Below are 13,113 nucleotides of genomic sequence, written 5' to 3'. Positions count from 1 at the left end.
TTGAAGGAGTATTTCGTGGCCCAGCCGCTTATGCCGCACGCGACCGCGTCCTGGCTCGTCGACAACACCTCGCTTTCGTTCGAGCAGATCGCCGAGTTCTGCGGGCTGCACATCCTGGAAATCCAGGCGATCGCCGACGATACCGCCGCGACCAAGCTGACCGGCCGCGATCCGGTGCGCGCGCACGAACTGACCCAGGAAGAGATCGACAAGGGCCAGGCGAACCCCGATTATCGCCTGCAGATCCTCAAAGGCCCCGAGCAGGTCCGCCGCACCAAGGGGCCGCGCTACACGCCGGTTTCGAAGCGTTCGGACAAGCCCGACGGCATCGCCTGGATTATCCGCAACCATCCCGAGATTTCGGACGGCGCGATCGGCAATCTGATCGGCACCACCCGCACCACGATCGCGGCGATCCGCGACCGCAGCCACTGGAACATCGCCAACATCACGCCGAAGGATCCGGTCACGCTGGGCCTGACCACGCAGCGCGAGCTCGACGCCGCGGTGGCGAAGGCGGCCAAGGCGGCCGGTATCGAGGCGCCGGTCGATACCCGGCTGGAGGGTGACCGCGAGGCGCTCATCACCGAACTGCGCGCCCAGCGCGAGCAGGCCGCGCGCGGCGAGAACGGCGAGAGCGGCGGCATCACGCCGTCCGAGCCGACCGCCGAGACGCTGTTCCGCCGGTAATCGCCCGCCTCCGCCGAATTATCTTCCTCCCGTTCGTGCTGAGCTTGTCGAAGCACGTGCCAGGCAATGCAGCACCTGGGGCGCGTGCTTCGACAAGCTCGGCACGAACGGCGCAGGGAGTGTTCAACGATAGCACTGCAAGGGTCGCCGGCAGGCGACCGGGATTTTTGTACCGTCCGGTCTGGTAAGCCGTCCCGCCCCTCCCCACATCCGGCGCATGACAGCTTATTCGCTTCTCGATCTCGTGCCCGTCGTTCAGGGCGGTTCCGTCGCGCAAAGCCTCGCCAACGCAGCCGATCTGGCGCGGACGGCCGAGCGACTCGGCTTCACCCGCTATTGGACCGCCGAGCATCACGGCATGCCCGGCATCGCCAGCGCGGCCACCTCGGTGGTGATCGGACACGTCGCCGCGGCGACCTCGACGATCCGGGTCGGCGCCGGCGGCATCATGCTGCCCAACCACGCGCCGCTGGCGATCGCCGAACAGTTCGGCACGCTCGACGCGCTGTTCCCCGGCCGGATCGATCTTGGCCTCGGCCGCGCGCCCGGCTCCGACCTGCGCGTCGCGCGCGCGATGCGCCGTACCCTGGCGAGCGACGCCAACGCCTTCCCCCGCGACGTGCTCGAATTGCAGAGCTATTTCGCCGACGACGGCCAGACCGGCATCACCGCGACGCCGGGCGCGGGCGCCAATGTGTCGCTATGGATCCTCGGATCGAGCACGTTCGGCGCGCAACTCGCGGCGATGCTCGGCCTGCCCTATGCCTTCGCGTCGCATTTCGCGCCGGATTCGCTGATGGAGGCGATCACGATCTACCGGCGCGACTTCAAGCCATCGGCGGCGCTCGCCAAGCCGCATCTGATGGCCGGTTTCAACGTGGTCGCCGCCGAAACCGATGATGAGGCGGAATATCTCGCCTCCTCCCAGCAGCAGGCGTTCATCGCGCTGCGCACCGGCACGCCCGGCCGGCTGCCGCCGCCGATCCACGGCTATCGCGCCGCGCTCGGCGCGCAGGGCAATGCGATGCTCGACCACGTGCTGCAATGCTCGGCGATCGGCGGCCCCGCCAAGGTCGCCGAGGGGATCGCGGCGTTCATCGCCCGCACCGGCGTCGACGAGATCATGGTGACGAGCATGATGTACGATCACGAAGCGCGCAAACGCAGCCTCGAGATCGCGGCCGGGGCGATGCAGGCGCTCGGCAAAGAGGCTGTCGCGGCCTGAATCCTTCAAGCTGACGACCGTTCGCCCTGAGCCTGTCGAAGGGCGCACCCCAGGCGGTGGCGCGCGGGGTACGTGCTTCGACTTCGCTCAGCACGAACGGGGAAAAGGTGGCGGCCCGTTCGTGCCGAGCGCAGTCGAGGCACCGTGAACCACCGTCCTTCGACTTCGCCCGGACGAACGGGACTTAGTTCGCGGCGGGCAGCCTCAGCCGCACCAGCAGCCCGCCCAGATCCTCGCTCTCCTCCAGCGCGACGGTGCCGCCGTAGATTTCCGCCACGTCGCGCACGATCCCCATACCGAGCCCGGTGCCGGGCTTGCCGCTGTCGAGCCGCACGCCGCGATCGAAGATGCGCGCGCGCTGCTCCTCCGGGATGCCCATGCCGTCGTCTTCGATCAGGAACTCGACGAAGCCGGCCTGCGCGCCCACCGTCACGAAGACGCTGCCGCCGCCATATTTGGCGGCGTTCTCGACGAGGTTGCCGAGCATCTCGTCGAGATCCTGCCGCTCGACATGCACCTGCAAGTCCTTCGGGCCGGCGATGTCGATGCGCACATGGCGGTACAGCCGCGCGACCGCACGCTCGACCGATTCGAGGCTCGGCCACACATCGGCGCGGCTGTGCGCCGATCCGCGCCGGCCGACCGCGCGGGCGCGGGCGAGGTGATGATCGACCTGCCGCCGCATCGTCCGCGCCTCACGAATCACCGTCTCGCCGAGATCGTCGGCCTGCGCGGTCGCGGCGTTCATGATGACGGTGAGCGGCGTCTTGAGCGCGTGGGCGAGATTGCCGGCGTGGCGGCGCGCTTCCTCGGCCTGCTTCTCGTTATGCTCGATCAGCGCGTTCAACTCCTCGACCATCGGCGCGACCTCGATCGGCATCGCGCGTTCGATCTGGCGCGCCTTGCCCGCGCGCATCCGCGCGATCTCCTCACGCACCTTGCGCAGCGGCCACAGCCCGTAGAAGGTCTGGAGCGCCGCCATCACGATCAGCCCGAAGCCGAGCAGCGCGAAGCTCTTGAGCATCGTGCTGCGCAGGATCTTGATCTGCGCGTCCAGTCCGGCGCGGCTCTGCGCGACCTGGAAGCGCCAGCGCACCGGCGATCCGGGCAGCTTGATGTCGCGCTCGACGATGCGCAGCCGCTCGTCGGGAAACTGGTCGCTGTCATAGACGTGGACGCCGAGATCGTTGTGCTGCCCGCCATAAGCGAGCCGCCGGTCCCACAGCGAGCGCGACGGGAACGCCTCCTGGCCGGGGGCGCTCACCTGCCAATACAGACCCGAGCCGGGTTCGAGGAAGCGCTGGTCCGCTGCCTCGCGGGTGAACATCACCTCGCCATCGGGGCCGATCTCGGACGAGACGATCTGTGCTTTCAGGACATATTCGAGCTGATCGTCGAAATTCTGCGTGATCGCGGCGGTGAGCACACGATCGAGCGCGAATCCGCCGCCGGTGAGCAGGATCAGGATCCACGCCGCCGCGATGACGATCATGCGTCGGCTGAGCGATCCGGTGGTGCGCACGCGCGGAGCGGGCGCGGAGATGTCAGGCGCGGTGTCTTCAGTCATGCCGACCCGATCCTCCCCCGCCAGGGGGAGGTGTCGCCAAAGGCGACGGAGGGGGAGGGCTGCGGCGCCTCTCGACCGTTCCGTGGCCCTCCCCCTCCGTCACGCTGCGCGTGCCACCTCCCCCTGGCGGGGGAGGATGTGGGGAACGCCTTAGCCATTGGGCTCTTCGAGGCTGTAGCCCAGCCCGCGGATGGTGGTGATGACATCCTGCCCGAGCTTCTTGCGGATGCGCGTGACGAACACTTCGATCGTGTTCGAATCGCGGTCGAAATCCTGGTCGTAGATATGCTCGATCAGTTCGGTGCGGCTCACCACCTTGCCCTTGTGGTGGAGCAGATAGCTGAGCAGCTTATATTCCTGCGCGGTCAGCTTGACCGGCTCGCCCGCCAGCGTGACCTTGCCGCTGCGCGTGTCCAGCCGCACGTCGCCCGCGATCAGCTCGGACGAGGCGTTTCCGCTCGCGCGGCGGATCAGCGCGCGCAGCCGGGCGATCAACTCTTCGGACTGGAACGGCTTGGCGACATAATCGTCGGCGCCCGCATCGAGCCCGGCGACCTTGTCCGACCAGCTATCGCGCGCGGTGAGGACGAGGACGGGCATCACCTTGCCCTCCTTGCGCCAGCGGTCGAGCACGGTCAGCCCGTCGATCTCGGGCAGGCCGAGATCGAGCACGACGGCGTCGTAATTCTCGGTCGAGCCGAGGAAATGCCCTTCCTCGCCATCCGTGGCGAGGTCGATCGCGTAACCGGCGCCCTCGAGCGTGTTCTTGAGCTGCTGGCCCAGATTGGGTTCGTCCTCGACGATCAGCACGCGCATCTTAGTCCCCTTTTGGAAATCAGCGGATTTAGGCTCAGTGGCCGGTACGGCCGATGATCTGGCCGGAGCGGCCATCGACATCGACCCAGATGACGACGCCATCGCGCAGGAACTTGAGCGTGTAAATCCCGCTGTCCCCCTCGAAATCGAAGCCGAGATACTGGCTGCCGCGCATCGCCGGCAGCACCCGCGCCTCGATTTCGCGTAACGGGAGGATGCGGCCCTGCTGGCGCTGGCGCCACGCCTGTTGCTGGTCGCGCTGCTGCTCGGGCGCGGGCGCCGCGAGGGCGGCGGCCGGCGCGGCGAGCAACAGGGGCAATGCAAAGGCGGCGAGCATCTTCATAAGGTGTTGCATAGTGGCCGGGCCTTGAACAGCCTGTGAATGCCGCAGCGCGGCAGCGGCAACGCTGGCTCGCGCTGCGGCCGGCCGGCGGGTCGGCTAAGCCGAACCCGTCCGGCGACGCGGGATTACTCCCGCGTCGGTCACCCACCCCCACCGTTCGCCCCGACCGAAATCGAGGGGCGATCCGGAGTGCAGGCGCCTCGACTTCGCTCGGCACGAACGGGTGGGGAAATGCGTGGAGAGAAGGCTCGACGCGGCAAAGCCGCGTCGGACGGCGCTATAGCGCCGCCGGCCGAGCGTGCGCGAAGCCCTCGCTTTAGCTGCGCTAAAGCGTTAGGGCGCGCACGCTATGGCAGCACCTATCCTCGCATATGAAAATCTCGGCGTCATCCAGGGGTCGGGCTGGTTGTTTCGTGGCCTCGACATCAACGTCGGCCCGCGCGACCGGCTCGCGCTGATCGGGCGCAACGGCGCGGGCAAGACCACGCTGCTCAAGCTGCTCGCCGGCGTGATCGACAGCGACGAGGGGCGCCGCAGCGTCGTACCGGGCACGCGGGTCGTGATGCTCGAACAGGAACCGGACCTGCGCACCTTCCCGACGCTGCGCGATTACGTGCAGGGCGGCGACGACGCCCCCCAACCCTATGAGGCCGATGCGATCGCCGACCAGCTCGGCATCGATCTGTCGCGCGAATCCGCCTCGGCGTCGGGCGGCGAGCGCCGCCGCGCCGCGATCGTGCGCGCGCTGGCGATGGACCCGGACGTGCTGCTGCTCGACGAGCCGACCAACCATCTCGACATCGCCGCGATCGACTGGCTCGAGGAATGGCTCAACCGCTTCCGTGGCGCCTTCGTCGTCATCAGCCATGACCGTACCTTCCTGACACGCCTCACAAAACAGACCCTGTGGCTCGATCGCGGCGCGATGCGACGCGCCGAGATCGGCTTCGGCGGGTTCGAGGCGTGGACCGAACAGGTCTATGCCGAGGAGGAGCGCAACGCGCAGCGGCTCGACGCCAAATTGAAGATCGAGGAGCATTGGCTGTTGCGCGGCGTGACCGGGCGGCGACGGCGCAACCAGGGCCGACTCACCAAGCTGCACGAGATGCGTGCCGAGCGCGCGGCGATGGTCGGCCCGCAAGGCTCGGCCAACCTCACGATCGGCACCGATGACGCGCGCAGCAAGGTGGTGATCGACGCGAAGCACATCTCCAAGAGCTTCGGCCCGCGCAAGATCATCGACGATCTCACGCTGCGCATCACGCGCAAGGACCGGATCGGCATCGTCGGCGCGAACGGTGCGGGCAAATCGACCCTCATCAAGCTGCTCACCGGCGCGCTCGAACCCGACAGCGGCGAGATCCGGTTCGCGCAGACGATCGAGGCGATGGTGATCGACCAGCAGCGCACCAAGATGGAGCCGCAGAAGACGGTGCGCGAGGTGCTGGCGGATGGCGGCGACTGGGTCGATGTGCAAGGCGTGCGCAAGCATGTCATCGGCTATCTCAAGGACTTCCTGTTCGACGGCCATATGATCGACGCCAAGATCGGCACGCTCTCCGGCGGCGAACGCTCGCGGTTGCTGCTGGCACGCGAATTCGCGCGACCGTCGAACCTGCTGGTGCTCGACGAGCCGACCAACGATCTCGACCTCGAGACGCTCGATCTGTTGCAGGACGTGATCGGCGATTTCGACGGTACCGTGCTGATCGTCAGCCACGACCGCGACTTTCTCGACCGCACGGTGACGGTGACGCTCGGGCTCGACGGATCGGGGAAGGTCGATGTCGTCGCGGGCGGCTATGAAGATTGGGAGAGGCAGCGCCGGGCGAAGGCGGGTGGCGGCAAGCGCGAGAACCCGCGCAAGGTGCAGCCGACCGCGCCGCCGGTCGCCGCGCCCAAGGTCAAGCTGACCTACAAGGACCAGCGCGATTACGAACTGCTGCCCAAGCGGATCGAGGAACTGGAAGCGCAAATCGCGCGCGACGAGGCGCTGCTCGCCGATCCCGCGCTCTACGCGAAGGATTTCGCGCGGTTCGAGGCGCTGACCAAAGCAGTGGCGAAAGCGCGCGACGACAAGGACGCGGCGGAAATGCGCTGGCTCGAACTGGCGGAGATGGTCGAGGGGTAACGGGTTCGCAGGGGACTGGCGCTCCTCCGTTCGCACTGAGCGAAGTCGAAGTGCGTGCGCCAGGCGCCTCGTCCGGGGCCACGTGCTTCGACTTCGCTCAGCACGGACGGTAGGTGGCGCAGGGCGACCTTTCTCCTCAGGAATATGGATTGCGCAGCGTGACAAAGGCGCTACGCTCGACGGCATCCCATCCAAATCGAGGTGCCGATGCTCAACCGCCGTTCCCTGCTCGCGACCGCAACCGCCGCCGGGCTTGCCGCCCCGTTTGGACGCGAAGCTTTCGCCGCGGCGCTGACGCCGGTCGCGATGCCGGCGCCCGGCCTCTACGATACCAATGAGGACGCCTATTGGGCGTCCTTGCGCAAGCAGTTCCTGATGCCGGCGGACCTCGTCAACCTCAACAACGGCACGGTCGGTTCCTCGCCGCGCCCGGTGCTCAAGGCGGTGTTCGACAGCTATGAGCAGACCGAGCAGATGATGCAGGCGGCGCCGGAGGATTATCCGATCTGGGGCTATGGCCCGTGGCCGGAGTTCCGCAAACCCTTCGCCGATCTGATGGGCGCGCGGGTCGATCAGATCGCGATGGTGCGGAATTGCACCGAAGCGAACAGCTTCGTCGGCAACGGTTTCGAGATGAAGCCGGGCGACGAAGTGCTGATGTCCGACGAGGAGCATGGCAGCGGCATCGCCCCGTGGGAGCTTCGCGCCAAGCGCTACGGCATCGTCATCAAGACCTTCGCGATGCCCAAGCCGCCGAAAAGCCCCGACGAGATCCTGAACCGCATCAACGATGCGATCACCCCGCGCACCCGGATCATCTTCGTCAGCCATATCAGCACCTCGACCGGCGTGGTGCTGCCGGCCAAGCAGATCTCGGCGCTGGCGCGCTCGAAGGGCATCGTCTCGGCGTTCGATGGCGCACACGCGGCGGGGATGATGAAGGTCGATCTCAACGACATCGGCTGCGATCTCTACACCGGATCGATGCACAAATGGCTGTTCGCGCCCAAGGGCACGGGGTTCCTGTATCTGCGCGACGACAGCATCATCAACCGCGTGTGGCCGACGACGGTGACGCATTCGTGGGATGACCTGTCGCTCAAGGCCGGGCGCTACCAGCAGTTCGGGTCGTCCAACATCCCGACGATGATGGGGCTGAACGCGTCGATCGCGCTTGCGCAAGGCATCGGCATCGACCGGATCGAGAAGCGCCACCGCCAGATGGCCGATTACCTCCACGCCGAGATGGTCAAGCGTGGCGCGGAAAGCTGGACCTCGCCCGATCCGACGCTGCGGTGCGCGATCACCACGGTCAACGTGCCGCCGGTCTCGCGGATGGAATTGGAGACGTGGCTGTGGAAGAACCACAAGATCCGCATCCGCGGCGGCGAGCCGAGCAAGCTGCGGCTCTCGACGCCCTATTATCTGTCCAAGGCCGATCTCGACCGCTTCCTCGACCGCTTCGATGCGTTTCGGAAGATGAAGGGGATCGCGTGATCCGTACCCGTTCGTGTCGAGCGAGGTCCAGACACCTGCCGCAGCGCTCGCGGCCATCCCTCGACTTCGCTCGGGATGAACGGGGAGGTGGTGTTTCGCCTCTCTCGCCAAGATGGAGGTGCGCTGATCCGGCCGCGGCTTCACCCACCCCCCGTTCGTCCTGAGCGAAGTCGAAGGACGTGCCCGGAGCGCAGCGCTTAGGGCACGTGCTTCGACAGGCTCAGCACGAACGGGGTGGGCGAAGCAGCCGAGCGATGTATTCCGGAAGATGAAGAGACTCGCCCGATCCCCACCCGTTCGTGTCGAGCGCAGTCGAGACACCTCCCGCAGCGCTTGCGGAACATCCCTCGACTTCGCTCGGGACGAACGGGGCGGTGGCATTGCACCTTCTTCGCCGAGATGAAGGGGTCACTTGATCCGGCCGCCCCCCCCACTCCGTTCGTCCTGAGCGAAGTCGAAGGACGTGCCCGGAGCGCAGCGCTTGGGGCGCGTGCTTCGACAAGCTCAGCACGAACGGGGCGGGCACATCCCTGCGTTATTTCGCCTCCTTCGCCGCCGCCGCCGCCGCGTTGGCGGCGAGGATGTAGGCCGAGGTCGTGCTGACGGTATATTCGTTCTCGAACCACAGGAACGGCCAGTCGGTCTTCACCTCGGGGAAATCGGGCTTGATGACGATCACGCCGGGCGTCATCCCGCCGGGGATGAAGCTGTAATCGGCACGGTTGTGGCCGTAGCCGATCAGCCGCGATTGCGTGCCGACGGTCGAGACCAGCGACAGATTGTTGGCGGGGTGCCGCCCCAGCATGTAATCGAGCGCGCGCAGCGAATATTCCGGCCCGACGATCTCGGGGAAGGCGGTGTGGAGCATGTACATCGTGCTGCCGAACGTCGCCACGTCATGCGACCCGGCCCAGGTTCCCAGGCTCACCGGCACGCCGAAAGGGTTTTTGGCCATGTCGGTATCGATCTTCGCCTTGGCCGCCTGCACCAGCGGCACCAGCTTGGCGCGATAGTCGGCATCCATGAACGGGATCGCGCGCACCGCGGCGCTGCCGATGAAGGCGAACCGCTCGCTGATCGTCGGCAGCAGCGCCTTCAGCTTGGCGGTGTAGGTCGGGTCGCCCTTGGTGGTGATGACCAGTTCGACCGTCGCCGCGACGTTGGCGACATCGGGGAAGCGCGAGGCGAAGCTGTTCTCGCGGCCATCGTTGCTGTCGACCAGCCGCGGCTGCTGCTTGGCCCATAGCGCCTTGGCGGTGGCGAGCGCCTCGGCCGACATCTTCGGGTCGAGCGTGGCGAGCGCGCGGCTCGCCCCGGCCAGCGCACCGACGACATAGAGGTTGGTCGCCGGGATGTCGGTGGTGAACGCCCAGCGGTCGTCGGGCTTGCCCGAGGTCGCGCCGGTATCGCCGAGCGGCCCGAGCTTGGGATCGTAGAGCTTGCCGTCGGTCTGCGAACCGGCATCGCCGAGATGCGCATATTGCCGCAGCGTCGGATCGATGATGCCGACGATGGCGTGGCCGAACACCTTGTACTGCGCGAGCAGTTGCAGCGTGCCGTGGCGGATCTGCTGGAGCGAATCCTCGATCCCGTCGGGCTTGCGGATTTCGACCGCGCGCGCCGCCTCGTCGACGCTGGTCTGGTCCCACTTCAGCCCGAACAGCTCGTGCGCCCAGACGAGATCGCGCACCACCCAGGCATTGTCGGGCGTCTGGATGTCGTAATCGCCGGCATCCTGCCAGCCGCCGACCGCGAGGCCCGGGATATGCTCCCCCGCCTTGAAAGGCGAATCGAGGTTCGGCCCCATCCGGTAGCCGTCGAAATGGACATGGTTGACGGGCGCCTGCCGCGCGTCGTCGAGATGCGAGGGCGACTGCCAGACGCGATACTGCTCGCGCACGCCGACATGGTCCATCTGCTCGGCGAGGAAGGTGTCGAGCGAGGTCTGCCAGACATGGTCATATACGTCGGGCGAGATGCGGAACGGGTTGGTGGTGTTGCCCGCATAGGTGATCGCGTAAATGCCGGGATCGCGCACACTCGAGAAGTCGAACGCGGCATAGTCATAGCGCAGGAAGCGGCCGCGCGGCTGCGTCTTGGCGCGCAGCACGACCTGACGGCTGCCGTCGGGCGCGAGCTTGACCAGTTCGGCCTCGCCTGGCGCCTTGAAGGCGGGATCGAGTTCGATCAGCGCCACCTTGTCGCGCGCGGGCGTATAGCCGGCCTGGTTGAACGAGACGACCGGCGCGCGCGTCCAGCCCTTGATGACGTTGGGGCGGACATGCCATACGACGGCATTCTCCTTCGCCCCTTCCGCGATCAGCGAACGCACCACGAACCAGCCGTTCTGCGCGCGGGCGCGGGCATCGTAGAGCGACAGCGTGCCGGCATCCGAGGTGATCGAGACGCGCGTGAGCGGGTCTTCGGGCGCGAGCGTGATCGACGTGCCGCCAGTGGCGAGCGGCAGCGGATCGCCCGATCCGTCGAGCGCCATTTCGCCCGTCGGGTGGCGCGGGAACAGGCCGGGGGCGGCATCCATCAGATAGGTCTTGCCGAAATAGGCGGTGGGCAGGAAATCCAGGTTGAACCCGGCCTTGCCGGCGAGCGCGTGCGGCAACGGCTGATCGAGATCGACTGCGATGCGGAAGCCAGTGCCCTCGGCGGTGACCTTCACGCGATAGGCGAGGTTCTGATCCTTGTACGCCGAGCGCACGACGATCTGATTGGGCTCGCTGCCGCGCTCGCGGCTGATGAAGGCGGGGACCGGCGCCCATTGCTCGGGGGTGCGATCGAGCCGGACCGCGCCGTCGGTGGCGATGCGGTCGCCGTGGAGGACGAGCTGGATGCCGGCATTTTTCTCATCGAAGAAGATCGGGCTGAACTGGTTCTGGTCGATGATGACGCTGAGGCCCTGCGTCTCGAGCGTATCGTTGGGGCCGGTCTTGAGCGACTGCGCCGAGGCGGCGTGGAGGGTGGCGACCAGACTGACGGTCGCAAGTAGCTTGGCACATACACGGTAACGCATCGACGCCTCTCCTGTTAGCGTTATCATCTTTGCCCCACATTTCGCGTCTGGAACGATCGCGCGATTTTTGCGGGGAGACGGACGACCCGGCTAACGCCATGTGACCGCTACCTTTCTTGTGGACGAAAGGCGGGCGGCGGGCAACAGGATTTGTCGTTCAAATCAATATCATCGCCGCCACGAGGGGCGGCGCGGCGTCGCTGCGCTCAGATCAACCCTTCGGCCTCGCGCCGGCGCCGCGCCGCGCCGATCTCGAACAGCCCCCAGCCGGCGAGCGCGAGCGGGAAGACCCAGCCCCAAACATGCTCCCACCAGGCGAACGACTGGCGCGACAGCGGCTTCGGCCCCGGCAGCCCGACCTTGCGCATATAATCGTCGGTCACCGGCGCGTAGACATATTCGCGCAGCGTTTCGTAATAAACGACGTAGCCGTCATCCTTGCGATACCAATACGGCGCGCCGAGGATGCTCGTCTCGACGATCGAATAGCCGAAACGCAGCCGCTCGACCGTGAGCGGGGCGCGCTCCGCCAGCGCCGGCGCGTGCCCCTGTTTGGGCAAATGCACGCCATATTGGTCGAGCGCTTCGACATAGCCTTTCGGTGCGGCCGACACCGGGATGCTGGCGCCGGGCAACACCAGCGCGCGGCTGCCGATCACCACCGGACGGTCGGTGACCATCAGCACGATCGCCGCGTAGAGCACGATGACGCCGAGAATCGCGCTGCGGATATGCTGGTCGCGCGCGACGATCGGGTCGGCGTGCGCCATGGGTCAGTCGTCCATCGTCAGCACGATCTTGCCGATATGGTCGCCCGCCTCCATCCGGCGATGCGCGGCGGCGGCTTCGGCGAGCGGGAAGCTGCGGTCCATAACGGGGCGCAGCTTGCCGGCCTCGACATGCGGCCATACGGTCCGGTGCAGCTCGTCGGCGACGAGCGACTTGAACGCGGTGTCGCGCGAGCGCAGCGTCGATCCGGTCAGCGTCAGCCGGCGGCGCATGATCTCGAAGATCGGGATTTCGGCGGTGGCGCCGCGCTGCACCGCGATCGAGACGTGGCGGCCATCATCGGCGAGGCATTTGAGGTTGCGCGGCAGGTAATCGCCACCGACCATGTCGAGCACCGCCGCCACCCCGGCGCCGCCGGTGATCGCGCGGACCTGCTCGACGAAATCCTGCGTGGCGTAATTGATCGCGTGATCCGCGCCGAGCGCCAGCGCCGCCGCGCGTTTCGCATCGTTGCCGACGGTGACGATGATCGTCAGCCCGAACAGCTTGGCGAGCGAGATCGCCATCGTGCCGATGCCGCTGGTGCCACCATGCACCAGCACCGTATCGCCTTCGATCGCATAGGCGCGCTCGAACAAATTGGTCCACACGGTGAACAAAGTCTCGGGCAGCGCCGCCGCCTCCGCCATCGACAGCGACTCGGGCACCGGGAGGCACTGCCCGGCCGGCACGCTCGCATAGTCGGCATAGCCGCCGCCGGCGAGGAGCGCGCAGACCGGCTGGCCGAGCAACTCAGACCCGACCCCCTCGCCCGTGGCGACGATCGTGCCGGAGATTTCGAGACCAGGAATCGAGGGCGCGCCGCGCGGCGGCGGATAACCGCCCTTGCGTTGGAGCACGTCGGGGCGGTTGACGCCCGCCGCCGCCACGCGCACCAGCACCTCGCCCGCGCCGCACGCGGGAACCGGCCGCTCGACGACGCGGAGCACCTCGGGTCCGCCGGGCGCGTCCGGGTCGATCGCCCGCATCGTCACTGGTATCGCATCCGTCGCCACGCCCGTCCCCCGCCGGGGGATTGGCGCCCCGTCGC

The 13,113-nt window shown here is 67.2% G+C and carries 10 protein-coding genes; 4 read left to right on the top strand and 6 right to left on the bottom strand.

The genetic code is table 11. The annotated features are described in order from the left end of the window. Positions 1–15 precede the first annotated feature (15 nt). Together BLS81_RS12745 and BLS81_RS12740 are read left to right on the top strand one after the other, a co-directional pair. Positions 16–690 (top strand): DUF1013 domain-containing protein, encoded by a 675-nt coding sequence (locus BLS81_RS12745; RefSeq protein WP_093224686.1) that lies wholly within the window; start codon positions 16–18, stop codon positions 688–690. 217 nt (positions 691–907) lie between these two features. Then, complete coding sequence (locus BLS81_RS12740; protein WP_093224399.1) at positions 908–1,915, top strand: LLM class flavin-dependent oxidoreductase; 1,008 nt, start codon at positions 908–910, stop codon at positions 1,913–1,915. Positions 1,916–2,099: 184 nt separating this feature from the next. Here BLS81_RS12740 and BLS81_RS12735 read toward each other — a convergent pair whose 3' ends face one another. The 3 genes from BLS81_RS12735 to BLS81_RS12725 all read right to left on the bottom strand — a co-directional run bounded on the left by BLS81_RS12735 (position 2,100) and on the right by BLS81_RS12725 (position 4,653). Then, a complete protein-coding gene (locus BLS81_RS12735; protein WP_093224397.1) occupies positions 2,100–3,482 on the bottom strand; it encodes a sensor histidine kinase in 1,383 nt (460 codons plus the stop codon). A gap of 150 nt (positions 3,483–3,632) precedes the next feature. Then, the gene (locus BLS81_RS12730; RefSeq protein WP_093224396.1) at positions 3,633–4,298 is read right to left on the bottom strand and encodes a response regulator transcription factor; all 666 of its coding nucleotides are present in this window, start codon (positions 4,296–4,298) and stop codon (positions 3,633–3,635) included. A 34-nt stretch (positions 4,299–4,332) separates the two neighbouring features. Beyond that, positions 4,333–4,653: a hypothetical protein gene (locus BLS81_RS12725; protein WP_093224394.1), complete on the bottom strand. Its 321-nt coding sequence runs from the start codon at positions 4,651–4,653 to the stop codon at positions 4,333–4,335. Between the two features lie 337 nt (positions 4,654–4,990). Here BLS81_RS12725 and BLS81_RS12720 point away from each other — a divergent pair, with 337 nt between their 5' ends. Together BLS81_RS12720 and BLS81_RS12715 are read left to right on the top strand one after the other, a co-directional pair. Next, positions 4,991–6,772 (top strand): ABC-F family ATP-binding cassette domain-containing protein, encoded by a 1,782-nt coding sequence (locus tag BLS81_RS12720; RefSeq protein WP_093224393.1) that lies wholly within the window; start codon positions 4,991–4,993, stop codon positions 6,770–6,772. A gap of 207 nt (positions 6,773–6,979) precedes the next feature. Further along, a complete protein-coding gene (locus BLS81_RS12715) occupies positions 6,980–8,269 on the top strand; it encodes an aminotransferase class V-fold PLP-dependent enzyme (protein ID WP_093224391.1) in 1,290 nt (429 codons plus the stop codon). Positions 8,270–8,804: 535 nt separating this feature from the next. Here BLS81_RS12715 and BLS81_RS12710 read toward each other — a convergent pair. From BLS81_RS12710 to BLS81_RS12700, 3 genes are all read right to left on the bottom strand, one after another. Beyond that, positions 8,805–11,294, bottom strand: a complete 2,490-nt coding sequence (locus BLS81_RS12710) for a glycoside hydrolase family 9 protein (protein WP_093224390.1) — start codon at positions 11,292–11,294, stop codon at positions 8,805–8,807. A gap of 206 nt (positions 11,295–11,500) precedes the next feature. Next, positions 11,501–12,064, bottom strand: a complete 564-nt coding sequence (locus BLS81_RS12705) for a hypothetical protein (RefSeq protein WP_093224388.1) — start codon at positions 12,062–12,064, stop codon at positions 11,501–11,503. Between the two features lie 3 nt (positions 12,065–12,067). Beyond that, positions 12,068–13,051: an NAD(P)H-quinone oxidoreductase gene (locus BLS81_RS12700; RefSeq protein ID WP_093224684.1), complete on the bottom strand. Its 984-nt coding sequence runs from the start codon at positions 13,049–13,051 to the stop codon at positions 12,068–12,070. Positions 13,052–13,113 lie beyond the last annotated feature (62 nt).

It is taken from the genome of Sphingomonas sp. NFR15 (assembly GCF_900103265.1).
Taxonomy (GTDB): domain Bacteria; phylum Pseudomonadota; class Alphaproteobacteria; order Sphingomonadales; family Sphingomonadaceae; genus Sphingomonas; species Sphingomonas pollutisoli.
Note: the sequence above shows the minus strand (reverse complement) of the source record. Positions and strands in the feature narration are given on the sequence as shown.